General features: G+C 45.4%; 20 protein-coding genes. 8 read left to right on the top strand and 12 right to left on the bottom strand.

Translation table 11 applies throughout. From position 1 onward, the window contains the following. Positions 1–71: 71 nt before the first annotated feature. Both ED312_RS04940 and ED312_RS04945 read right to left on the bottom strand, forming a co-directional pair. The gene (locus ED312_RS04940; protein ID WP_123214903.1) at positions 72–803 is read right to left on the bottom strand and encodes a DUF4369 domain-containing protein; all 732 of its coding nucleotides are present in this window, start codon (positions 801–803) and stop codon (positions 72–74) included. 57 nt (positions 804–860) lie between these two features. After that, positions 861–2,126, bottom strand: a complete 1,266-nt coding sequence (locus ED312_RS04945) for a DUF819 family protein (protein ID WP_123214904.1) — start codon at positions 2,124–2,126, stop codon at positions 861–863. A gap of 183 nt (positions 2,127–2,309) precedes the next feature. On the opposite strand from ED312_RS04945, the gene ED312_RS04950 reads away from it, so the two are divergent. Continuing rightward, positions 2,310–3,131, top strand: a complete 822-nt coding sequence (locus ED312_RS04950) for a siderophore-interacting protein (protein ID WP_123214905.1) — start codon at positions 2,310–2,312, stop codon at positions 3,129–3,131. A gap of 26 nt (positions 3,132–3,157) precedes the next feature. Here the strand turns inward: ED312_RS04950 and ED312_RS04955 are convergent, their stop codons facing one another. Both ED312_RS04955 and ED312_RS04960 read right to left on the bottom strand, forming a co-directional pair. Next, complete coding sequence (locus ED312_RS04955) at positions 3,158–3,967, bottom strand: HAD family hydrolase (protein WP_123214906.1); 810 nt, start codon at positions 3,965–3,967, stop codon at positions 3,158–3,160. A 110-nt stretch (positions 3,968–4,077) separates the two neighbouring features. After that, complete coding sequence (locus ED312_RS04960) at positions 4,078–5,427, bottom strand: serine hydrolase (protein WP_123214907.1); 1,350 nt, start codon at positions 5,425–5,427, stop codon at positions 4,078–4,080. A 292-nt stretch (positions 5,428–5,719) separates the two neighbouring features. Between ED312_RS04960 and ED312_RS04965 the strand changes: the two genes are divergently transcribed. Beyond that, positions 5,720–6,496 (top strand): S1/P1 nuclease, encoded by a 777-nt coding sequence (locus ED312_RS04965; RefSeq protein WP_123214908.1) that lies wholly within the window; start codon positions 5,720–5,722, stop codon positions 6,494–6,496. Positions 6,497–6,724: 228 nt separating this feature from the next. Here the strand turns inward: ED312_RS04965 and ED312_RS04970 are convergent, their stop codons facing one another. Further along, complete coding sequence (locus ED312_RS04970; RefSeq protein WP_123214909.1) at positions 6,725–7,339, bottom strand: alpha-ketoglutarate-dependent dioxygenase AlkB family protein; 615 nt, start codon at positions 7,337–7,339, stop codon at positions 6,725–6,727. Between the two features lie 37 nt (positions 7,340–7,376). Then, positions 7,377–8,258, bottom strand: a complete 882-nt coding sequence (locus ED312_RS04975; protein WP_123214910.1) for an AraC family transcriptional regulator — start codon at positions 8,256–8,258, stop codon at positions 7,377–7,379. Positions 8,259–8,491: 233 nt separating this feature from the next. On the opposite strand from ED312_RS04975, the gene ED312_RS04980 reads away from it, so the two are divergent. Beyond that, on the top strand, positions 8,492–9,100 hold the full coding sequence (locus ED312_RS04980; protein WP_123214911.1) for a T9SS type A sorting domain-containing protein: 609 nt from the start codon (positions 8,492–8,494) through the stop codon (positions 9,098–9,100). 252 nt (positions 9,101–9,352) lie between these two features. On the opposite strand, the gene ED312_RS04985 is transcribed toward ED312_RS04980, so the two are convergent. The 4 genes from ED312_RS04985 to ED312_RS05000 all read right to left on the bottom strand — a co-directional run bounded on the left by ED312_RS04985 (position 9,353) and on the right by ED312_RS05000 (position 13,778). Beyond that, on the bottom strand, positions 9,353–9,820 hold the full coding sequence (locus ED312_RS04985; RefSeq protein WP_240643029.1) for a hypothetical protein: 468 nt from the start codon (positions 9,818–9,820) through the stop codon (positions 9,353–9,355). 115 nt (positions 9,821–9,935) lie between these two features. Beyond that, positions 9,936–10,574 (bottom strand): MOSC domain-containing protein, encoded by a 639-nt coding sequence (locus tag ED312_RS04990; protein ID WP_123214912.1) that lies wholly within the window; start codon positions 10,572–10,574, stop codon positions 9,936–9,938. A gap of 177 nt (positions 10,575–10,751) precedes the next feature. After that, the gene (gene htpG, locus ED312_RS04995; protein ID WP_123214913.1) at positions 10,752–12,635 is read right to left on the bottom strand and encodes a molecular chaperone HtpG; all 1,884 of its coding nucleotides are present in this window, start codon (positions 12,633–12,635) and stop codon (positions 10,752–10,754) included. 387 nt (positions 12,636–13,022) lie between these two features. After that, positions 13,023–13,778: a DeoR/GlpR family DNA-binding transcription regulator gene (locus ED312_RS05000; protein ID WP_317125660.1), complete on the bottom strand. Its 756-nt coding sequence runs from the start codon at positions 13,776–13,778 to the stop codon at positions 13,023–13,025. Between the two features lie 306 nt (positions 13,779–14,084). Here ED312_RS05000 and ED312_RS05005 point away from each other — a divergent pair, with 306 nt between their 5' ends. From ED312_RS05005 to ED312_RS05015, 3 genes are all read left to right on the top strand, one after another. Beyond that, the gene (locus ED312_RS05005; protein WP_123214914.1) at positions 14,085–15,680 is read left to right on the top strand and encodes a glycerol-3-phosphate dehydrogenase/oxidase; all 1,596 of its coding nucleotides are present in this window, start codon (positions 14,085–14,087) and stop codon (positions 15,678–15,680) included. Positions 15,681–15,715: 35 nt separating this feature from the next. Then, positions 15,716–17,203 carry a glycerol kinase GlpK gene (gene glpK / locus ED312_RS05010; RefSeq protein ID WP_123214915.1) on the top strand — a complete coding sequence of 496 codons (1,488 nt, stop codon included), beginning with the start codon at positions 15,716–15,718 and terminating at the stop codon, positions 17,201–17,203. Between the two features lie 75 nt (positions 17,204–17,278). Beyond that, positions 17,279–18,007, top strand: coding sequence for an MIP/aquaporin family protein (locus ED312_RS05015; protein WP_123214916.1), 729 nt, complete (start codon positions 17,279–17,281; stop codon positions 18,005–18,007). An 80-nt stretch (positions 18,008–18,087) separates the two neighbouring features. Here the strand turns inward: ED312_RS05015 and ED312_RS05020 are convergent, their stop codons facing one another. Then, complete coding sequence (locus tag ED312_RS05020) at positions 18,088–20,511, bottom strand: prolyl oligopeptidase family serine peptidase (protein ID WP_123214917.1); 2,424 nt, start codon at positions 20,509–20,511, stop codon at positions 18,088–18,090. Between the two features lie 443 nt (positions 20,512–20,954). Here ED312_RS05020 and ED312_RS05030 point away from each other — a divergent pair, with 443 nt between their 5' ends. After that, on the top strand, positions 20,955–21,965 hold the full coding sequence (locus ED312_RS05030; RefSeq protein WP_123214919.1) for a 3-oxoacyl-ACP synthase III family protein: 1,011 nt from the start codon (positions 20,955–20,957) through the stop codon (positions 21,963–21,965). A 217-nt stretch (positions 21,966–22,182) separates the two neighbouring features. Here the strand turns inward: ED312_RS05030 and ED312_RS05035 are convergent, their stop codons facing one another. Further along, entirely contained in the window at positions 22,183–23,139 is a 957-nt protein-coding gene (locus ED312_RS05035; RefSeq protein ID WP_148044219.1) for a hypothetical protein, read from the bottom strand. Between the two features lie 172 nt (positions 23,140–23,311). On the opposite strand from ED312_RS05035, the gene ED312_RS05040 reads away from it, so the two are divergent. After that, complete coding sequence (locus ED312_RS05040) at positions 23,312–24,460, top strand: cysteine desulfurase family protein (RefSeq protein WP_123214921.1); 1,149 nt, start codon at positions 23,312–23,314, stop codon at positions 24,458–24,460. Positions 24,461–24,520 lie beyond the last annotated feature (60 nt).

Consider the following 24,520-nt stretch of genomic DNA (forward strand, 5'->3'; position numbering starts at 1 on the left):
TTTTCTAATTTACGAATTAATTAACTGAATTACAAATGTTTATTTACTTCTGAAAGTGCCTAAGATAATCCCTATTCGGATGCAACGGTGTCCTTTTTCTCAAGTTTTTTGATCTCCTCTATATATTTGTTCAGTGCCCTGCCGTATTTGGAGGCGGCAACTTCGGGAGATAAAGAGTTGTTTATGGTGTCCAGGTATTTTAACCTGGCATTGGGTGCATCTGCAAGTGCTATGTAAGGTGCTATATAAGAATCGCGGTTCCCCAGGGCAAAATTCAGGGTGTACAGGTAGCTCCTGGTAGTATTTTTGCTGGCTACTCCGGCCAGAGAATCCCTTCGGAGAGAATCGTTTCCGGCTCTTAACTGTGCTGCAACGAGTTCCAGGTTTTTCTGACGGAAACGCCGCATCATTTTTTCATATTCTTCGAGTTTCTCATGGGTCTCGGAACCTTCTACCCTGGCTTCGGCAGAAAAATAATCCCAGCTTGTCTGGATGTTGATCTCTCCCTTTTCTCCGAAAAATAAGAGGCTGGTATCTTTGTTCATACTGTTATGGCGATTGACGGAGAGGTAAAATACTTCAGGTTCGTCTATTTCCGTAGTGAAATCAAAATTACTGTTACCATCAATAATAAGAGAATCGAGGGTAACAAGGGTAGAATCCTGTATTTTCTGCAGGAATATTTTTCCTTTTTTCAACCCTTTTACCTGTCCGGTCAGGTGCATGATGTTTTCGTCGCGGTTACAGGAAAAGAGCAGCAGAAGGCCCGCTGCAACGGCTATGGTCTTGTTTACGGATATCATATTTTTTTTACAAGATTAGATTAGAGCTGCAAATATCTTTATTCTGTTTCATATACACTATACCGTAGAGGCAAATTCCATCAGCCATGCACATAACATGGCCCCGTATGTTCCCACAGCATATCCGAATACGGCCAGAAGTACTCCTACAGTGGTGAGGGAAGGATGAAATGCGGCTGCCACCACCGGAGCAGATGCCGCCCCTCCTACATTGGCCTGGCTGCCTACGGCCAGGAAAAAATATGGGGCCTTGATCCATTTGGCTACCAGGATAAGAAGTCCGGCATGTATGGACATCCATACCAGTCCTATAGCGAGTAATCCCGGATTGTCGAAAACAGTGCGGAGGTCCATTTTCATACCTATGGTAGCGACAAGGATATAAATACATATACTTCCCAGTTTACCCGCACCCGCGCCTTCATAATTTTTGGCCCTGGTGAAGGATAAACATATACCTATGGCAGTAGCTATGGTAATCATCCAGAAAAACTGAGACCCGAAAGAGGATAGGGCACTTTGTTTATCCCGGACTGCCTCGAAGGTAGAGGTGAGAAACGTTGATATTTCAGAAGCCCCCCAATGCGATATTCCCACTGCGGTGAAAGCTATGGCCAGTATGATCATCAGGTCGGTCAGTGAGGGAGTCCTGGATATTCTTTCCGCAAATGCGGAAACTTTATGCTTTAGTTCTTCAATGGCAGAATCATCTGCTTTGAACCATCGGTCTATTTGCTTGTTTTTTCCGATACCGAAAAGTATCACGGCCATCCAGAGATTGGCAACCACAATATCTACAAGTACCATGGCCCCGTATTTTTCGGGGTTGTAACGGAAAATTTCCAGCATAGCAGCCTGATTGGCTCCGCCACCTATCCAGCTTCCTGCAATGGTAGCCAGTCCTCTCCATGTTGCGTCAAACCCCGCACCGCCAACCGTTTCCGGAGACACCAGTGAAATAAGCAGGATGGCCAGGGGGCCGCCTATGACAATACCCAATGTTCCGGTGAAAAACATGATAAGTGCCTTTGGTCCGAGGTTAAAAACCGCTTTAAGGTCTATGCTCAATGTCATCAGTACCAAAGCGGCGGGGAGCAAATACCGGCTGGACATATAGTACAAACCGGAGACCCGGTAATCGATCAGTCCGGTGGAATTGAAAATGGCCGGAATGAGGTAACACATTAACAGCGAAGGAATAATTTTATAAAATTTATTCCAGAATCCCGCAGTCCGGGATGAGGTGTAAAAAACAAAACCAAGTGCCAGCATCAACAATGCAAATACTATGGTGTCGTCCGTAAAGACAGCAGTCTTTTCCATATAAGGTGTGGTTATTTCGCGGCAAAATACAAAAATACCACAGAATGAGGCCGAAGATTTATATTTTTTCCGGAGCTGTATGCCGGGGTGTAGGTTTATCCGGGACCGTTATCCCTCTTTTAACTTTTTTATTTAGAATAATTATAAGTAATGCCGTAATTTCGCTTTAAACCTTTGAAAAATATGGCAAGTATTAAAAATGAAGCTTTGAAAGGCGTGCTATCCGTAAAGAGAAAGGAATTTATAACCCCGCATTATATCAGGGTTGTACTTGAGGGAGAGGATGTTTCTCAATTTGCGGATACCACGGTAGGTGTCAATAATAAAATACTGATCCCACCTGAAGGGACCGGTGAAATTCACTTTCCCGTATACGATAGGGAAGAAAACCGGTGGATACATCCGGAAGCACATCTGCGTCCCATTGTGCGTACGTATACCCACCGGGGAATTGACCTGGAAAAGCAGGAAATGATAATAGACTTTGCATATCACGGTGATTCCGGCCCTGCATCACGGTGGGCGGGGAATGCAAAAGTAGGGGACAAACTCGGGATTCTGATGAAAGCAGGTAAAAAAGAGCTGTTCCCCTTGGCTGACTGGTACCTGCTGGTGGGGGATATGACAGCCATTCCCGTACTCGGAGCCATCCTGGAGCGTTTACCCGCCACGGCAAAGGTCATGGCACTACTGGAGGTCCCCGGCAGGGAAGATGAACAGGAACTGTATACCCCGGCCCGGCTGGAAATTCACTGGGTGCACAATTCGTTCCCGGAAAAGGGAGGAATGCTGGCCGATGCGGTTAAAAAAGTACAAATGCCGGAAACCGGTACCAAATTTGCTTACGTAGCCGCGGAATTTTCTGCTGTAAAGGAGATACGGCGCTTTTTGCGTAAGGACCTGGGATGGAATACGGATGAACTTTATGCGTATTCCTACTGGAAAGCGGGAATGGCCGAGGACCAGTCCGTCACGGACCGGCAACAGGAAAAGAGCAGTGTCTGAATGTTTTTCCCGTTGCAGCGGGAATCTCAGAACACCTTTCGGATATATTGGGCTACACCGTCCTCTTTGTGATGGACCGTTATTGCTTTTGCAACAGCCTTTACTTCGTCCCTGGCATTGGCTACGGCCACACCGTGACCGACTGCGGCGATCATTTCCGTATCGTTATAGTTGTCACCGAATGCAATGGCTTCTTCCAGGAGTATATTGAAATGCGCCAGCAGTTTTTGTATGCCGGTTAGTTTGGAGACCTGCTTGTTGGCGATCTCAATATAGGTGTCTTTGGAACGATAGAGATGCAGGTCTTCTCCGAGGTGCTCTTTAAAATACCGGTAGGCCTTTTCTATCAGCGCCGCATCTCCCATACACGTTATTTTGTGCGCTCCTTTTTGTATGGCTTCCCATTCCTTTATCACCTGCCTGTTGGATTTTATTTCCGGGCTTATCTTTGTATTGTTTTCCTCCCGTTGTGCCCAGTAATCATACGCTTCCACATACCATGAATTGGTGTTGAAAAGGTTGATGTGAAATTTTCCGTCCGGGTTGTTCTCATTAAAGTCCACAATCTGTTTTATGGCATTCAGCGGGATCTCTGTGGAATGAATGGGATTGTCATCCACCAGTACCAGGGCACCGTTATAGCAAATCAACGGTGTATTGCGTATTCCCAGTTTGTCCTGAAGGTGATACATCTGTTTGGGCATCCTTGCCGAAACGAGAATTACGGGTACCTGTTCACGAATCCTGCTGATCTCACTCACAGTGAGTTCGGATAAATCTCTTTCGGCATTCAGTAAAGTGCCGTCTATGTCAGAAAAAAGTATTTTGTAAGCCATATGGATAGGAATACTTGCAATTTTTGCGGCGCAAGAAAGTGAATATATCCCGGATATCAAACTTCCGGAATATGATTTTTATGATATTTTCCCTATGGCCATTGGTGTTTTTAATTTTTAATGAGCAATATTTCCTGCCCGTTTTGTTGCAGTGTGAGGCCTACTACAGTACCGTTTTCATCTGTTTCGAAAAACAGCCTTGCAAGGACGTTTTTATAAAAGAAATGATGATCCCCGTAATAATATACCGGAAGTTCAGGTTGTCCGGGGAGGCGGGCATGCAAGGTACCGTTCTTTACAGTGATCTGCATGTGCAGCCCGAGGCCATTGTTTTGATAGTTCCCCGCATATTCCTGTAACATTTCGGGATCTATGTCCCTGGCTTCCGGGGTGACCGGGGGCTTTTGTTTCTCAGGAGCTGCCAGATACATGCCCATATCGTCAACAGAATTACTGCCGGTATTGGTTATCATTACCACAACCCTTTTTCTTTCGGGGTTCAGGGCAATAAAGGAGCGAAAGCCGCCGGTACCCCCATTGTGATAGGCGATCCCTCCCGAGTAATGCCAGGCAAGGCCGTATTTTTTATGAGTTCTGTCCGTATAATGCGTTTGCAGGGTAAGCCCGGCAGCTTTTTTCAGGGGGCTTTCCGGGTCCAGATAAGATTTGCCGTAATGCAGCAGGTCGGTAATATTGGTTTTTAAAGCCCCGGCAGCTGCCATCGCCTTGAAATCCCATTGACTTACCGGACGGTTGCCCAGATAGCCGGTAGCTATGTCGGAAGCCTTTTCCTTGGGGATTTTTACATAAGTATATTCCAGTTTTAAGGGAGACAATATATGCTTCCGGAGGAGAGAAGCATAATCGGTTTTACCTTGCATAGCGAGTAGTTCCCCAAGCATACCCATTCCCAGGTTGGAGTATCCGTACCGTGCTCCTATATGTGTGGCCTGGTATTGTTTTAAAAATGTCAGAAGGTCTTGCCTGCTATAATCCCGGTAAGGGTTATCCGCAGATCCGGGGGCCATATTTCCCGGAAGGCGTGGTAAACCGGCTGTATGTGTGGCCAGCTGCTTCAGCCGTATCGGGTTCCCTTTGCGGTCTCTCAGCCGTATGCTGTCCGGGAGAAGTGTATCGGCAGGGAAATCAAGGGCCAGTTTCCCTTCCGTTACAAATTTTGCAAGGAGCAGTCCCGTATAGGTCTTGGTAATTGAACCTATTTCATACAAGGTGTTCCTGTCTGCTTTCTCTTTTCGCTCAGTATTTTTAAATCCGTAGGCGAAATAGCTTTCTTTTCCTTCTTCCCATACGCCGACAACTACGGAAGGGTAGACGCCGTTATTTACTCTTGTTTTTATTTCATTCTTTACAGGTTCCGGTATCTGGGCAAGACACCATTGCCCGGTGAGAGCCAATAGTGCAAAGGTGGACAGATGCCTCATCTTTTTTGTCCGTATCATGAATCATTGTTGTTGGTAGTAATCAGGTTTGCCGGCAAAGTTAAGAATGTTAAAGTTGTGTTGGAAATTCCGGTAACTTTATTTAGGGGCATATGGCAGGAATTCATTCATTTCGCCGGGATTTTCGTCTTTTAAGGGGCAAATCTCCCTGTTTTGTTCCGTTTTATGGCTTTTTCCGGGGTTATCCGGAAAGAACACTACGTGATTTTAACTCTTCCCTGTCTCTCTCCTTTGATAAAGATATCTTACTTTTGAAGTCTTTCAAACAACATATTTCAAACAACAGAACATTATGAGGAGAGCAGTTATCTTACTCTTATTATTTATAGGGAATATAGCCTGGGCAGATAATGTGGTCTGGGGGCCTACGGGGCACCGGGTGGTCGGTGAGATCGCAGAACAATATCTGAATGGCCGGACCAAAAGGAAGATAAATAAATTACTGAAAGGGGAGAGCCTGGCCGTTGTGGCAAACCATGCGGACGATATAAAATCGGATAGCCGTTTCCGGGAATACAATGCCTGGCATTATGTAAACATTACCCCGGGAAAACAATACGGGGAAGAACCTGCAACTGAATACGGGGACCTGGTCACTGCAATAGGAAAATGCGTTGCCGTAATAAAAGACGATAATGCCGATGAGAAAGATAAAGTGTTTTACCTGAAACTTCTGATCCATTTTATAGGGGATCTGCACCAGCCGTTGCATGTGGGCAGGGCGGAAGACAAAGGGGGGAACGATATACAGGTGCGCTGGTTTAACAGCGGTACCAACCTGCACAGTGTCTGGGACTCCAAAATGATAGATCATTATAAAATGAGTTATACGGAAATCGCAAACAGTTATCCGGATATTTCAAAACAGGAAATAAGGCATATACAACAGGGAACCGTTCTGGATTGGGTAAAAGAATCGCGAAGCCTTGTCGATGAGGTGTATGCTTCGGTTGAAACGGGGGAAAAGCTGGGTTACAGATATATGTATGACCATTTTCACACGGTGAAGGAGCAATTGCAAAAAGGCGGGCTTCGCCTGGCAAAGGTGCTGAATGAAATATTCGGGTGATCTCCCGGATTTAAAGGAAATTCCCGAAAACGATCGAAATCCCGGAAAGCGGTGTTTTGACTAAGAAAATGAGTGTAATCTCGACTTTGGCATGGAGATTGCATTATTATAGGTGAAGGCTAAAAGCAAGGAAATTAATACCGATATCCCGGTCGTATTAAAGGCAGTGATTAGTTTTCTTTTCCAGGGAATAAAACATACAACGTCCGCTTCCGGCGGACGGTTTTTTTATATTTTGGTGTTTCCGGGCACGAGGATATTTCTGAAAGTGAGGTTTATCCTCGGCTCCGTTTTTCTCATGGTTTTAGGGATCTGGTGCAGCCAGTGGTGCTGTGTACTTCCTTTCATAAGCAACAGGCTTCCGTTTTCCAGGAGAAGCTTATGCCGGAGTTCCTTTTCTTTTTTATGTTTAAAGTGAAAATAGCGTTCTCCTCCCAGGCTTACGGATGCTATTACAGGGTTTATACCGAGCTCGCGTTCATCGTCCGCATGCCATCCGTTACTGTCCTTTCCGTTGCGATAGAGGTTTAGCAGGCACGAAGTAAAACTTTCCCCGCATACGGACTCCACTTTTTTCCTGATCTCAGCCAGTTCCGGAAAAAAGGGATGTGGGTGCATGGTAATGCCCGAATAGGAGTAAGGGGCAAGGTTATCGGCATACAGGGCAGTGAGCCTGGGTTGCGGATAAGTCTTCCCGAAAAGTGTTATCTCGTCCTGTTGCCAAAGGGTTTTTTCCATCAGCGATCGATAGTAATCAAGAGATTCTTTCCCGGAGAAGATTCCCGGATAATACAACACTTCGGCATCTTTGAGCGGAAGTCGGTATGTGGAATTTTTATACAAAGCTACGGGTATGGGTTACATATTTTCTCATAATGTTTTACCAGCTGAACACAGCCTGGAGCTCATGCCTGTAGTCGGAAGGGCTCTTGCCGGTAAATTCCTTGAAAGACTTATTGAAGTGCGAAAAATTGTTAAACCCGCTTTCAAAACATATTTCTGTAATGCTCATGGGTTTTTCCGCCAGAAGTTTCGAGGCATGTACCAACCGGTATTCGTTGACAAACTTGGTAAATGTTTTATTATTTATTTTTTTGAAGTAACGGCAAAAGGAAGGTACGGTCATACTTACCAGTTCCGCGACTTCGTCCAGGGATATCTGTCGTTGATAGTTGTCTTTTACAAAGTTAAAGATCCGGTTTATTCTTTCGTTGTCCTGGACTTCGGTTTCCATGGAAAAACTTTCCGCATTGAGGATTTTGTATTCCTTGGAGTCCTGGAGGTCGTGCAGTACGCTCAGAATGGTTAGCAGCCTGTTGAATTGCGACTGCATGGACATGCTTTCTATTTTTTTTCCGATCTCTTTTTTCGTATCCCCGTAAAAAGCAATTCCTCCCTTGGCCCGGTCAAAAATGGTCTGTATGTTTTTTATCTCCGGCCTTTCCAGGAAATCATTGCCCAGGAAATTGGGCTTCATCTGTATTACGGTTTCGCTTTTGTTACCGGTAAGTTCATTCGTAAAACCACAATGGGGGAGATTACTCCCTATGAGTATGAGATCTCCTTCCGTATAATAGGATATATGGCTGCCTATCTGCCTTTTTCCGGCACCACCGTTTACATACACCAATTCTATCTCCGGATGGTAATGCCATATCCTGGCCTTGTTGTTTTTCTTCTGGCTATATCTGGTATAGGAAAAGGAATTCCCAAAAGACGGGTGTATAACCTCAAATGACGGTTTTAGATTCTTTAATTCCATAGTTATGCCTTTTTAGAGTGAAAATATACTAAAAATAAATCGCCGGTTTTGATGATTTCTATGCAAAGTTAACAATAATATATGAAATATTAACCTTAACATTGGCTTAACATTGGTATTGGGTTAAAATAGCGCATATATTGGAAAATTTAAGAGTAGTGAGATCATTGTGCCCATAGTACTTTTACATCGTCAACAAAACCTAATCTGTTTAATTAAAAAAAATTGCTGCTATGAAAAAATTAACCAAGATCAGTATCGTTGCCGCTTTAATGTTTATGGTGGTGACAGCCGGAGCTAAGACAGGAGAACTTGACTTCTCTTTGGAAGTAAAAGGATATGAGGGAAAAACTGTGAGTTTTGTTGTTAACAACGTGCAGAAATCCGTAGGACTCTCTCTTATCGACAAAGACAACAGGGTATTGTATGCAGAGAACATTGAAATTGACGGAGAATACAAAAGGACCTATAACTTCGACAGATTGCCCGAAGGACGGTATTTCCTGGAAGTGGAAAGTGCTACCAAGGTAAAAAGATATCCTATCGTAGTAGACGCTTACTCCGCCAGATTGTACTACAATGAAAACAACGAAATGTACAAGCCTATTGTGTCCGTAAGGAATAAAATGGTATATGTTAACCTTTTGAGCCTTGATAAATCCCCGCTTCATGTAGAGGTTTACGACGTTAACAGTAACCTTCTGTATGAGGAAACGCTAAAAGGCGGTTATGAGCTGGGCAAAATGTATGATTTCTCAAATGTAGGCAATGGTACATATACCCTGGTAATGACCCATAAAAACAAAACCTTTGTGGAGAAAGTAAAACCTGCAAAGTCCTAAAGAAACAGAAAAAGAAAAAGATTAATAATATTGGGTTTTTTAATAGATTGATTGATTTTAAAGCGAAAGGGGCTGCAAGTTATTGCGGCCTCTTTTCGTTTTAAGGAATTGTTACTCCAACTTTATGTAAGGATCAACTTTACCGATATAGAGTAAATACCGGGACAGCCACAGTAATAAATTTTTCTAAATGGTGAGCAATTAGGAGAAAATATGCCGGGAAAAAGAATATCCGGTTTTGCAACACACTTTTTAAGAAGTAGCGGAAGTGTCCGGCCGGATACCTTTGTCTTCCATTTTGGCAGCGTGGTGATTATTATGTCCGGAACGAATATATTCCAGTTTTCTGAAGCGCAGCGCCTCCCAGTCTTTATTGATTGTCAGGCTTTCCACACTGTCATACGAATTTCTGGTAAGCGGTGCCCAGTCATAGGCATTTGTAATGTCGGTCGAGTAATTTTTTGAAATGGTCCTGGGGTGTGCTACCCACAGCACAACATCATCTTTTAGTTTGGGTCCGAGAGTAAGCATCTGCTGCTCAAATTCTTTGATAGTAGTCACAAAAACCAGGGCGAATTCTACTTTATTCACCTGTATCAGGGATTCGTATACTTCAATATCCACCAGTTGAGCCAGTTGTTTCGCAAATCCTTTCGGTTCGTTCAATACCAGGATTTCCTTTTGGTTTTCCAGTTTTAATTTTTTAAACAGGTTTGTCATCTCTTTCGGAATTGCAGAAGTTTTCAGGTAAAAGACCGTGCCTTATAAAGATACGAAAAAATACGATTCCTGCAAGATGGTAAATAATACGCATGGCGTAAGGGAAGAGGATGTATTAAGATATTCTGGAAAATATACGGTCCAGGTCTTTTTTGCAGCTTTCCGCGAGTAAAGGGTGGGCTATGATCTGTGGAATATGGCCCGGAACCGGTTTGTAGAGCAGGGAGAATACTTCCTGCAGGCTAAACCGCTGTGTGTCCTGTTCTATAATTTCCACAGGGTCTCCTGCTTTAACGGCACCCGGCGTAAGAACACGCAGGTAAGCCCCGGGATGCTCATAGGTAATAAACTCTTTGAGCACTTTTTGATCACCGAATTTAATGCCCAGTTTGAAGCAGGGTTGCCTGGGTTGTGTAACCTGTACCGTAGCATTCCCTATTTTCAGGACATCCCCGATGTGTAAACGGGATTCATCCAAGCCTTCTATGGTGATGTTTTCCCCGAACATGCCCCAATTCCATTCCAGATCAGGGTAATGTTGCTTCCAGTACGGATAATGGTCTGCGGAAAAAGCATAACAGGCTTTGTCCGCACCGCCGTGATATTTCCGGTCGATCACCGCATCACCCCGGACATCTTCCTTTTCCAGGAATATCGATGAAGAGACCGGATATTTATAGATACCGGTAAGTACCTCTTTTCCTTTCCATCGAACAACTGTGGGTTTGGCGATATTAACGGCAATGACTTTCATACTGTAAAACTACGCTGAAAAAGTGAAAAAGCCTGGGAAATTTTCAGTGAATTTATCGTAATCGGGAAATACAAACAGCCGCTCCGGGAATCTCCCGGAGCGGCTGTTTGTGTGGGCGGCAAAAAAAGGAGCGCAGACCGGAAAATTCCCAACGGTCCGGCCCCGGTGGCTGCGTGTTTACTTTATCATCTCAAAACTTCTCCTGATGAAATTGGTAAGCTCTTCACCTTTCAGAAGCCCTTGGGACAACCGTGCCAGGTCCAGGGATTGCCTGATGAGCCTTTCCTGTTTCGGTTTGGTTTTGGTATTCAGTATCTGCGATACCAGTTCGTTATTAGTGTTCACTACAAGATTGTACATTTCGGGCATGTTGCTCATACCGAACATACCGCCTCCGCCGGTGGCACTCATTTCTTTCATTCTTCGCATAAACTCCGGCTGGGTGATAAGGAAAGGAGCAGCATTACTGTCCATGGTCTCCAATTGTACCGTGTATTTTTCTTTTGGAACAGCCCCGGTGATGATCTCTTTCAGCTTATCTTTTTCTTCATCCGAAAGCTTGGATATCTTTTCCTCGTCCTTTTTAATGATATTGTCAATAGGTTCGGCATCTACCCGTACAAAAGAAATATTCTCTTTCTCGGTTTCCAGTTTTTGTATCAGGTGTGCTACGATAGGCGAATCCAGGAGCAGGACTTCATATCCTTTCGCTTTGGCTTCTTCTATATATCCGTGTTGTTCTTCCTTGTTGTTGGTATAGAGGATAACCAGTTTGTCATCTTTGTCCGTCTGGTTGTCCTTAATCTTTTCACGCAGTTCTTCAAAAGTATGGAAGGTATCGTCTACCGTAGGGTACAGGGCAAATTTATCGGCTTTTTCGAAAAATTTTTCTTCGGAAAGCATACCGTATTCAATAACGATCTTGATATCGTTCCATTTTTTCTCAAAATCTTCCCGGTTGTCCTTGAACAGGGAATTGAGTTTGTCCGCAACCTTCCTGGTGATGTAGTTGGATATTTTCTTGACATTACCATCGGCCTGAAGGTAACTTCTCGATACGTTCAGCGGAATGTCCGGAGAATCGATAACTCCTTTGAGCATGGTGAGGAATTCCGGAACAATACCTTCTACATTGTCCGTAACAAAAACCTGGTTCTGGTAGAGTTGGATTTTATCTTTCTGAATGCTGATATCATTGGTCAGTTTCGGAAAAAAGAGGATACCGGTCAGGTTAAACGGGTAGTCCACATTGAGGTGGATATGGAAAAGTGGTTCTTCAAACTGCATCGGGTACAACTCGCGGTAGAAATTTTTATAATCTTCTTCCTTGAGGTCCGAAGGTTGTTTTGTCCAGGCGGGTTCCGTATTGTTTATAATGTTGTCTACTTCTTTGGTAGGTGCCGGATCGTCTTCTTTCGCATCTTCCGGTTTCGGCAGGGTTTCCGTCCTGGTACCGAACTTGATCGGGACAGGCATAAACTTGTTGTATTTAACCAGGAGTTCGCGTATTCTGCTCTCTTCGAGGAATTCGGTAGAGTCGTCCGCTATGTGCAGTATAATTTCGGTTCCCCTGTCTTTCTTGTCCGCTTCTTCCAGGGTGAATTGCGGGCTGCCGTCGCATGTCCAGTGTGCTGCGGGAGCATCGGTATACGACTTGGTTATGATCTCTACTTTTTTGGCAACCATAAAAGCAGAGTAGAACCCGAGACCGAAATGTCCTATGATCCCCGTGTCCTTGGAGTCTTTATATTTTTCCAGGAATTCTTCAGCCCCGGAAAAAGCTACTTCATTAATGTACTTCTGCACTTCGTCGGCGGTCATACCGATACCCTGGTCCAGGATGTGAAGCTTTTGACCTTCCTTGTCAATTTTAACTTCAATAACGGGATTGCCGTACTCTACCTTAGCTTCACCGATACTTGTAAGGTGTTTTAATTTTAAGGTAGCATCCGTGGCATTGGAAATAAGTTCCCTTAAAAAGATCTCATGGTCGCTGTACAAGAATTTCTTGATCAGCGGAAAAATGTTCTCTACAGATACATTGATATTTCCGGTTGTCATTTTGTAAGAATTTTAATAATGGTTTTCCTTAAACGGCAGTTTCAAAAAAAGTACCAAGACAGAAGGGGGTGACAAAGTGACATTTTAAAATAGAAAGTTAAAGGCCGGGGAATCGGATGGTATGATAATTTGATAATGAGTCGGTAAGTTGAAAACTGAAGCAGGATCAGAAGAAGGTCTGAAAAAAATTTTAACCACAAAGTCAGCAAAGAATATGCAGAGTTCACAAAGAAATAAATAGTTGATTACGACACATTCAATGCTTTGGTTCCTTTGTGCCTACTTTGTGCGCTTTGTGGTTTTGATAGAACTTCAAGATTTTTTTGACACCTTCATTCCCTTTTTTGGGAAATACCTTCTGAAACCGGGAACTCTCCGACTAAAAAACTAAACGACAGTAACCATGATTCCCTGGTCCCGTAATTTCTTGACCAGAGCTGGAGAAATGCTTTTGTCGGTAATGATGTGATCTACCTGGTCCAGTTCGCATATTTTCCCGAAGCCTTTCTTTCCGAATTTTGTAGCATCGGCAAGGACAATGACCTCCTGTGCGGAGCGTATCATCTTCTGGTTGAGGTGCGCTTCGGTAATATCAGTGGTCGTCAGCCCGAAATCCAGGTCTATGCCGTCCACACCGATAAAGAGTTTGTTACAGGAGGTTTCTTCCAGTATCATTTCCGCATAATGCCCGGTTACGGAAGAAGAACTGTGTCTGGTATATCCACCGAGCTGTAAGACTTCAATATTCGGGTGCCTCAGCAACTCCATGGCCACATTAAGTGCGGAAGTAATGACAATCAGTTTGTCTTTGGGTTGAATGGCCCTTGCAAAAGCAAGTACGGTAGTGCCCGACGCGATGATGATGGATTCGGCAGTATCCACCAGCCTGGCTGCTGCGGCCGCTATGGCATCCTTTTCTTCGGTTTGTACCTTTTCTTTTTCATGGACATGCCTGTCGTTCACGTACGGATTTTCGAGCGAAGCCCCTCCGTGGGTACGGAACAGAAGTCCCTTTTCCTCCAGCAGACGCAGATCCTTACGTATGGTTACGGCAGATGTTTGAAGTTCTTTGCTGAGTTCCAGAACTTCCACATGCTTTTCCTTTGCCAGTTTATCCAGTATCTGTTTGTGCCTGTTCATCATAAAAAGCCCGTTTGCAGCGGTAAAAATACATAAAAGTTTGATAAAACCGTAACATGAACAATAAATCGAAATGTAATATGAATTAAAATGAAATAAAAGGAAATAGTGACTGGAACACGATTTTATAGGCCTACAGGGCATAATCTTACTGAGAAATGAGGCTGATACTGCCTGTAAATATTTTGATGAATAAAAAGCAAAGGATTTTTTTGGGGAATTAATAAATATCGTTTACTTTTGAAAAGTTTCGTTTTTGTATAAATTTATGTATAACGAAACTTTTTTGTGAAAAATGAAAAGAAAAAGATGGGTAATGAAACTACACGGTTCCAAAGAGAAAAATTACTGAAGGAACTGGAAAAAAATGAAAAATGGGATGTTATTGTTATCGGCGGCGGAGCAACAGGACTTGGGGTCGCTCTGGACAGCGTAAGCCGTGGATACAAAACCCTGGTACTGGAGCAGGCAGATTTTGCCAAAGGAACATCCAGTCGCAGTACCAAACTCGTTCATGGCGGTGTCCGTTATCTCGCACAGGGGAATATAGGACTGGTTCGGGAAGCCCTGCACGAAAGGGGATTGTTGCTTAAGAACGCGCCGCACCTGGTGAAGAACCAGTCGTTTGTTATCCCTAATTACCGGTGGTGGGGAGGTGCCTTTTATACTATAGGACTGAAAGTATATGACCTTCTTGCCGGAGGCCTTAGCCTGGGCGCTTCGGTATATATCGGAAAGGACGAAGCGCTGCGGAGGGTGCCTACCATCAAAGAAAGAGGACTGCGAAGCGGTGTGCTTTATCACGACGGACAGTTCGACGATTCGCGCCTGGCGGTAAACCTGGCCCAAACCTGTGTAGAACACGGGGCAGTAGTGCTCAATTACACGGAAGTTAAGGGGTTGCTGAACAAGAAAGGTGAAATAGCCGGGGTTATAGCTATGGACAAGGAAAGCGGACAGGTACATAATCTCCGGGGGGACGTGGTGGTAAATGCCACGGGGATCTTTGTGGATAACATTCTGCGTATGGAGAAACCCGAAAGCAAAGACCTGGTGCGTCCCAGCCAGGGAGTACATCTCGTACTCGACAAGTCCTTTCTCCCCGGTGAGGACGCAATCATGATACCGAAAACGGATGATGGCAGGGTGCTTTTTGCCGTGCCGTGGCATAATAAAGTAGTGGTGGGGACTACGGATACCCCTCTGGATGAACATAGCTTGGAACCTCGTGCACTGGAAGAAGAAATAGTATTTATACTGAATACGGCCGGGCGGTATCTCACCAGAAAACCTGCCAGGGAAGATGTGTTTTCCGTGTTTGCAGGCCTAAGGCCACTTGCAGCTACCGAGGGAGGTCCCGATAACTATCGGGACGGGAAAACGAAGGAAATTTCCAGAAGCCATAAGATATTGGTGTCGGAAGCAGGGCTTATTACCATAACAGGGGGGAAATGGACAACTTTCCGGAGAATGGGAGAAGATACTATCGATAAGGCCGTGGCATTGGGGAGGTTGCCGAAACGTAGCAGTAAAAGCGATACAATGACTATCCACGGAGCGAAACCTTCGCCGGACTTTAATGATCCTTTGTATGTATACGGAAGTGACCGGGAAAATATTCTGGCGCTGATCAGGGAAAATCCCGCATTGGAGGAAAAACTCGATGATGCTCTTCCTTACCGGAAAGCCGAGGTAGTATGGGCTGCCCGCTATGAAATGGCCAGAACAATAGAAGATGTACTGGCCCGGCGTACCAGGGCACTCTTCCTGGATGCCAGGGCTGCGGTGCGAATGGCCGGGGAAACAGCAAGGTTACTCGCTGTTGAACTCGGAAAAAACGAAGAATGGCAGCAAGAACAGGTACAGGCTTTTGAAAAAGTAGCCCGAAATTATATTTTAGAATAAAGATCAATATAATCTATCCTAAATTACCCGATACTATGAAACAATATATTTTAGCTTTAGACCAGGGCACTACCAGTTCCAGGGCCATCCTGTTCGATGAGAAGGGACAGATCGTTTCCGTGGCACAGAAAGAATTTACCCAGATATTTCCCAAGCCGGGGTGGGTAGAGCACAATGCACTGGAAATATGGTCTACACAGGCCGGAGTAGCGGCAGAAGCAGTGACTAAAATAGGTCTGAACGGTAAGAGTATTGCTGCCATGGGTATTACCAATCAGCGGGAAACCGTGATCGTCTGGGACCGGAATACCGGTACTCCCGTGTACAATGCTATCGTATGGCAGGACCGGAGGACTGCCGGGTATTGTGCAGAACTGAAAAAACAGGGTAAAGAAGACCTCATACGCCGGAAAACCGGACTGATCATAGATTCGTATTTCTCCGCCACCAAAGTCAAATGGATACTGGACAATGTTCCCGGGGCAAGAGAAAAGGCAGAAGCGGGCGAGCTTGTATGCGGTACGGTGGATAGCTGGATCATCTGGAACTTTACCAAGGGTGAACTGCATATAACCGATGTGACCAATGCGTCCCGGACCCTGCTCTTTGATATCCATGATATGGAATGGGATGACGAACTACTGGAGTTGTTTACCATTCCGCGGAGCATGTTGCCCGAAGTAAAACAGTCCAGTGAAGTATACGGAAATTCCAAAACCACCGTATTTGCAACCCCTATTCCCATTGCCGGGATAGGAGGGGACCAGCAGGCGGCACTTTTCGGACAAATGTGCATTACCCCGGGTATGGTAAAGAACACTTACGGTACCGGGTGTTTTATGCTGATGAACATAGGAGATAAACCGAAACTTTCCGAAAACAACCTGTTGACTACCGTAGCATGGAAGATTAACGGTAAAACGGAATATGCCCTGGAAGGGAGTATTTTTATTGCCGGTGCCGTTGTGCAATGGCTCCGGGACGGTCTGAAGTTTATCCGGTCGTCAGATGAAATTGAACAGCTGGCCACACAGGTGAAAGATACTGACGGCGTATATTTTGTTCCTGCCTTTGCCGGACTGGGGGCACCGTACTGGGACCCGGATGCCCGGGGTACCATGGTAGGGCTGAGCCGGGGTACGACATCCGCCCATATAGCCCGTGCGGCACTGGAGTCCATAGCGTATCAGACGGCCGATGTGCTCAATGCCATGCAGGCCGATGCCGGACTGGAAATTCGGGAACTCCGCGTAGACGGTGGTGCCGCCATAAATAATTTGTTGATGCAGTTTCAGTCCGATCTCCTGCAATGCGAAGTCATAAGGCCTAATATTGTGGAAACAACGGCGCTGGGGGCTGCTTATCTGGCCGGACTGGCAACAGGATACTGGAAAGATGTCGATGAGATACAGCAATTATGGCAGGTGGAAAAAAGATTTACCCCTGATAAGGATAAAGATATGGAAGAGGGGATAGCAGGCTGGAAAAAAGCGATCAGGGCCACACGAAGCTGGAGCGAATGAAATACCCGTAACCGTGGCTGTTTATGTCTGTAATATATAAATAGTGTTTAACCCAATAATATAGTTGTAATATACATGACACCATTTGTGGCTGAATTTTTAGGGACCATGCTCCTTATCCTTTTAGGAGACGGAGTTGTTGCCAATGTAGTGCTGAAGAATACCAAAGGAAATAACGGGGGATGGATTGTCATTTCCACCGCCTGGGCACTGGCAGTTTTCGTAGGAGTAATGGTGGCAGCGCCCTACAGCGGTGCCCATATAAACCCTGCGGTGACCATTGCGCTTGCCGTCGCAGGACAATTTGCCTGGAGCAGTGTAGCATCTTATATAGTGGCCCAGATGTTAGGGGCTATGACCGGGGCTTTCCTGGTATGGCTTATGTATCGGGATCATTTTAACCAGACAGAAGATAAAGGAGCGGTACTTGCCGTTTTTTGTACCGGCCCGGCAATCAGGAGATATTCTTCTAATTTTATCAGTGAAGTGGTGGGGACCTTTGTTTTGCTTTTTACTATTTTTTATATCACCGGAGCGGAAATAACATCTTCCCGCGAACCCATAGGGCTGGGATCTGTCGGTGCTATCCCCGTTGCTTTTCTGGTATGGGCCATCGGTTTGTCGCTCGGAGGTACCACAGGCTATGCCATTAATCCGGCCAGGGATCTCGGGCCCAGGATTATGCATGCCCTGTTACCTATAAAAACAAAAGGAGGGAACGACTGGTCTTATGCCTGGGTCCCTGTGGTTGGTCCTGTGGTCGGATGTATCCTGGCCGCCGTTCTGTTTATGGGGCTTCAGTAAAAGCCGGAGCCCAGGAGATATACCGTTTGTCTTTGGTATATTCCCGGGCTCCGGCCGGAATGACAGGTCCATATTCCTGTTTACTCTTTATTCTTTACGTATTTTTCCAGCCACTGGTCCTGTTCCCATAAAATATGTAAAATAGATTCTATGGCAGCATAACCATGGCTTTCTTTAGGGAGCATTACCAGTCGGGCCGGGGCACCGAAGCCTTTAAGGGCATTGAAATAGCGCTCGCTCTGCATAGGGTAAGTACCGGAATTATTGTCTGCTTTCCCGTGAATGAGCAATAGGGGCGTTTTCATTTTGTCCGCATGCATAAAAGGGGACATACTGTTATAGATTTCCGGTGCTTCCCAGTAATTCCGTTCTTCGCTCTGGAAGCCAAACGGGGTGAGGGTACGGTTATAAGCTCCGCTACGTGCTATTCCTGCGGCGAACAGGTCAGAGTGTGCAAGCAGGTTGGCTGTCATAAAAGCACCATAAGAATGCCCGCCCACAGCAACTCTTTCCCGGTCCACATAGCCCAGGGCATCCACGGCATCTATGGCCGCCTTGGCATTGGCTACGAGTTGTTCCCGGAAGGTGTCGTTCGGCTGTTTGTCACCTTCTCCTATGATGGGAAAGGCAGCATCATCGAGAACAACATATCCTCGGGTCACCCAATATACGGGAGAACCATAGGAAGGGAAGGTAAAGGAGTTGGGATTGGATGTTGTCTGGCCTGCACTGCTCTTGTCCTTGTATTCCCTGGGATAGGCCCAGAGGATCATCGGCAGTTTTTCTTTTTTATTCATGTCGTAATCCGCCGGCAGGTACAGGGTGCCGCTGAGCTCCAGGCCGTCGTCCCTTTTGTAGGTGATAACTTCTTTATGTATATTTTCTATACTTTGAAAAGGATTCCGGAAATTGGTTACGGCTATGGGAGCTATCCGTTTTTTCAGGTTCCGGAGGTAATAGTTCGGGTATTCGTTTTTGGATTCGATACGCACCAGTATTTCTCCTTTTCCGGCATCGATTACGGAGTGAATGTTTTCCAGTTTGTCTGTGAATTGCGATTGGTACAGGCGGTTCTTTTTAAGACTGGCCAGGTTGATTTCGTCAAGAAAGGGGAACTGACCTTTGTCGGAGTACCCGTCACCGATAAGAAAGGCACTGTTACCATCCAGTTTCAGGGCATATTGCCCGTATTCGTTTTTCTCCGTTTCGAAGTTCCCGGGATCGCTGTACCGGTCCTGGTAGTTCCGGTCAAAGATGATTTTAGCTTCTTTTCCGGGTTGGGAAGGGGTAAATACATAGGTTTTCGTATTCCGGTTGTTCCACCACCTGTCTGTCAGTACGGCCACCCGGTCATTTCCCCAGATTATTCCCGAAAACCTGTTGATGGTCTTTACCAGGGATACCGGTTTTCCTTTAAAAGGTGCCTGTAAAGTGAATACTTCATCCCGGAAAGGAACTTCTTTTTCCGGATCGCCACCATCCAGGGCTTCCACCCATACTATCGTTGCGGGTTTATCTGCCCGCCACGAAATACTTCTCTTTCCCTTTTGTGTTGCCATAAAGCCTTTGGGAAGATCTTCTATAAGAGGGGTCTCTTCTACGGTTTTTATCAGGTTGCCGTTCAGGTCGTATATATTGGTAGTAGAAGGGAAGCGGTATAACGGCACTATATAGGAAAACGGACGGTGAAGCGTAGTTATCATTACATATGCTCCGTCCGGGGAGAAACGTTCGCCAGAGTACATGGCCTTTTCTTTCCAGAGAGACTTGTTGCCCTCCAGGTCTACTTTGTAGAGTTCTGAGGTAGTAAGTGTTTCAAAGTTGAATTCATCGTCCTTGCTTTTCAGCAGGTCCTGGTATGTCCGGTTCTGGGCAAGGATGCCGCTGCTCACTGTTACCGTAGGCCCGGTAGGCACTGCTTCTTCTGTGTCTACCAGTGCCGGCCTGTCTGTCGGGAGCATCCGCACCAGCAAGGATTTACCGTCTTTAAACCAGCTGAGGGGACTGCCCATATTGGCATTGACATTGGCACCTGTCAGTTTTTTTGCCGTTCCGCTTGCCATGTCCAGTACCCATACCTCCACGCCGGTATCGGTAGTGTTGGTAAAGGCTATTTTCTTTTCGTCCGGTGAAGGGGTGAAATACGATAAACGCGGATTTGACGGAAGGCCCGTAACCTGTTGCGGTTCCGGATCCTTTAGTTTCTTATACTTTATATTGTTGATAAATACGGCCCTGCTGGATATATTGGTTTTGGGATTGATACGCAGACCGGCAAGACGAAGTTCGTCTTCGGACAGCTCTGCTATGGTTTTATAACTGTTGCGGTATAGCAGCAGCATGTTTTCTTTGTTATTGTCCATCATTACGGAGGGAGGCCGTTGAATGTCTACCAGTTCCAGAATTTCTTTCGGAGGTTTTTGATACGTCAGGTTCTCCTGTGCCGGGGAGAAAAAGGAGAACCCGGCACAAAGAAGTGCAGAGAGGAATAGTTTTAGTTTCATTAGTGGAATTTTTAGAATTCCGGTAAAGTTGCTAAAAAAAGCCATAAATAAACTTAAATATTTCTTAAAAAGAAAGAAATATACTGGCCAGTAAAACAAAAAGAGGAGGATTGCCGTATTGATGTACTATGGCTTTGCTTTTTACAATTTCAAGCGAATCCCGATCTTGTACACTACTCTCGCGAAGTTTATCATAGCCAGCCGGATTATAGAACCGGTGACGGCAAGGGGCGGGGAATGTTCTTTTCTGTATATTACTAAAGAAAATAAATATAATGGTTTTTGGCAGATTGATTTATACCCCCGCAAACCCTACCATGAAATATGCTGTTTAAAGACGGGGCATTTTTCTAAGTTGTAAGTCATACATTTTCACTAAATTTAAGTTAAATTGCACGCCTGATCTTGATTTTAATAAAAAAAATACCTTAAAAACAGAAAAAATGTATAACTCCAAAATTTCCGGCCTTGGGTATTATGTACCGGCGAATGTGGTAACCAATGACGATCTTTCCAAAATGATGGATACTAATGATGAGTGGATACAGGAACGTACAGGGATACGGGAAAGACGTCATGTGGTACGGGGAGACGGGGACACTACGGCCACTATGGGAGTGAAGGCGGCGAAAGTGGCTATAGAAAGGGCCGGGATAGATAAAGAGGATATAGATTTTATTGTATTTGCTACCCTGAGTCCGGATTATTATTTTCCGGGCCCCGGCGTAATGGTACAGAAGGAGCTCGGCATAAAAACGGTTGGGGCCCTGGATGTAAGGAACCAGTGCTCCGGTTTTATATATGCCCTTTCCGTGGCCGATCAGTTTATAAAAACCGGAGTGTACCGGAATATCCTCGTTATCGGGTCCGAACTGCATTCTACGGGATTGGACATGACCACCCGGGGAAGGGCGGTGTCCGTGATCTTCGGGGACGGAGCGGGGGCTGCTGTAATCACCAGGGAAGAAGATAATACAAGGGGAATCCTGTCTACACATCTGCATTCCGAAGGAGAGCATGCGGAAGAGCTCGCACTTACCGCCCCGGGAATGGGAGGGCGTTGGGTAAAGGATATCCTCGAAGATAACGATCCGGACGATGTTTCGTATTATCCGCATATGAACGGCCAGTTCGTCTTTAAGAATGCTGTCGTGAGGTTTAGCGAAGTAATCATGGAAGGATTAAAGCAAAATAACCTGCAGCCGGGGGATATCAATATGTTGATCCCGCACCAGGCTAACCTGCGGATCTCGCAGTTTGTTCAGCAGAAATTCGGGCTGTCTGACGATCAGGTGTTTAATAATATCCAGAAATACGGCAATACCACTGCCGCCTCTATTCCGATTGCCCTTACCGAAGCATGGGAAGAAGGGAAGATAAAAGAAGGTGATATCGTAGTACTTGCGGCCTTCGGTAGCGGATTTACCTGGGGAAGTGCTGTTATCAGGTGGTAAAGTATCGGCCTTTGTCCCGACGGGATCAGATATAAAAGTTGAGATCCCTTCCTCCGGCGGATGAGCCCGTAACGGAAAACCGGCAATAAACTTCAAGACCAGCAAAGCGTATCAGGCAGATATAATTTGCGGAGCCTCTATAGTGTTGTTGCAATCCCGAAAAATCTTTGCTGTTAACCCTTTTTTAAAAGTTCCGTTGGCCGGTTTATAGTCCTTGTCAAGGAGTAGTTTCGCCGGTAGTTGCCGTGTATGTACCGAAAGCGGCACTTTGTCCGAGGAGCCTTTCTTCATTGGCATTTAACAGGATCATTTTCTGGAAGTTGATCTGGTGTGAAAAACCTGTTCTGTCGCTCGTTTCTGTCGTAGCGATGGTTATTTCACCCTGAATAGCTTCATATCTTGCTATTTGTACCGGGGTTTCCGGTTTTTCCTCCAGGCAGAAATAGTTGTCGGGTACTTCCCCGTCAAATACATAAAAGAATACTCGCGAACCTTCTTCCCCGATGGTGCTGATAATGGGGCTGTCCTCCTCTGTCTCTTCATTGAGGAACAGGCCTTCTTCGAGGTCGAGTACCAGGGCTATCCCCCTGTCCGTATTATCGGTACCCGCCCTGTACAGAAGAGTATCATTACAATGTATGACATTGCCCAGCTCGGCACCGATTGCGGCATTCGGAGGAGAAGTAGTGAATGTCCCCAGAGGAAACCTGTTCTCAATAACCCGTTCCCCGGCATCATTCATCAGTACCGCTCCGTGTATAACTATTCCGTGATTGAAACCACTTCCGTCCGATTTGGGAGTGGAGAGGGCGCGGATAACACCTCCTGTGGCTACGACCTCCTGTAGTACTGCGGGAGTTGAAGGAGGAACGGTATTACAGAAATAGGTATTTGTTACGGCATCGTCAAAAAAACGGTAATATAACTGGGAGTCTCCGGGGATGTTACTTTCAATACTGTCCGCAGTGACCCGGTTCCCTAGAAAATTGGATTCCAGCTGCAGTATGAGAGCCTCATTTTCTGCAATTTTGAATAAGAGCCCGGTATCTTCGAAATTAGTGCAACCTGTAATACTGCTTTCGGAAAAATCCACACGTTCTATTTCCAGGTCGCCGTCGTTACAACTGGCGAGTAATAAAATGGCGGGCAGTATTCCAAAGAAAGTATTTTTCATAAAAGTGGATTTCATGGTAATATTATCTCTTTCTGACAGGTCTGTATTTTTTAATAAATACGCATTCCTGTGTTTTCCGGGCAAAACGCTTAAATTTGCACCGGTATTTCCGGAACAAAAGTAGTGGAAATGTATGTATAACGGATAATATTCCATATAATTTTAACAGCCAATGGATAAGATATACCTGGATAATGCTGCGACCACAAGGACACGGGACGAGGTGCTGGAAGTGCTTAATGCATCCCTGAGGGAAAACTACGGCAATCCTTCTTCTACACATAGTTTCGGACGTTCGGCCCGGACATTGATCGAAAAAGCGCGTAAAACCATAGCAGGATATCTCAATGCCTCTCCGTCTGAGATCATTTTTACTTCGGGCGGTACCGAAGCAGATAACATGGTACTTCGCAGTGCCGTTCGGGATTTGGGGATACGTACTGTCATTACGTCTAAAACAGAGCATCATGCCGTGTTGCATACGGTAGGACAACTGCAAAAGGAATATGGTATTGCGGTAAAATATGTAGTGCCGGACCCGGATGGTACACCAAACAATGAACATCTGGAATGGTTGCTTCAGAATGACGACAGTAAAAAGCTGGTGAGCCTGATGCATGTGAACAACGAGATTGGGAACAAAATAGATATTGATGAGGTTGCACGGATATGCAAGGAGAATAATGCCTTGTTTCATTCGGATGCCGTACAGTCCATAGGGCATTGGGAATGGGATACTCAAAAGACCCGGGTAGATTTCCTTGCTGCTGCTGCACATAAATTCCATGGCCCGAAAGGGGTGGGTTTTGCATATATCCGCAAAAAATCCGGACTGGCTCCTCTTATTTTCGGAGGTGAGCAGGAAAGAGGATATCGTGCCGGGACCGAGAGTGTGCACAATATTGTGGGAATGGAAGAAGCCTTGAGATTAGCATATGGCCACCTGGAAGAAGAAAGAAAATATATAGGAGGACTTAAAAAATATTTTATAGAACAACTGCGGGAGAAAATACCTGGTGTGGAATTTAACGGAAGCTGTGCGGACGATAGCAGGAGTACCTATACGGTAGTGAACGTACGTTTACCATTCAGTAAGGAAAAAGCGCAAATGCTGCTGTTTCATCTCGATCTGAAAGGGATAGCCTGTTCCGAGGGCAGCGCCTGCCAGAGCGGTAGCCTTACCGGTTCGCATGTGCTCAGCGCCATACTCAGCGATGAGGAATTACAAAAACCTTCTCTGAGATTTTCATTTTCTTCCTTTAATACGAAAGAAGAACTGGATTACGTGGTAGAAACCCTGAAAGAATTCCGGGAAAGCTGATTTTCTTCCGGAGATCAGACAAAAATGGCATATATACCCGACGTCGTTATATATGCCATT

This window comes from Sinomicrobium pectinilyticum (assembly GCF_003725735.1).
Taxonomy (GTDB): domain Bacteria; phylum Bacteroidota; class Bacteroidia; order Flavobacteriales; family Flavobacteriaceae; genus Sinomicrobium; species Sinomicrobium pectinilyticum.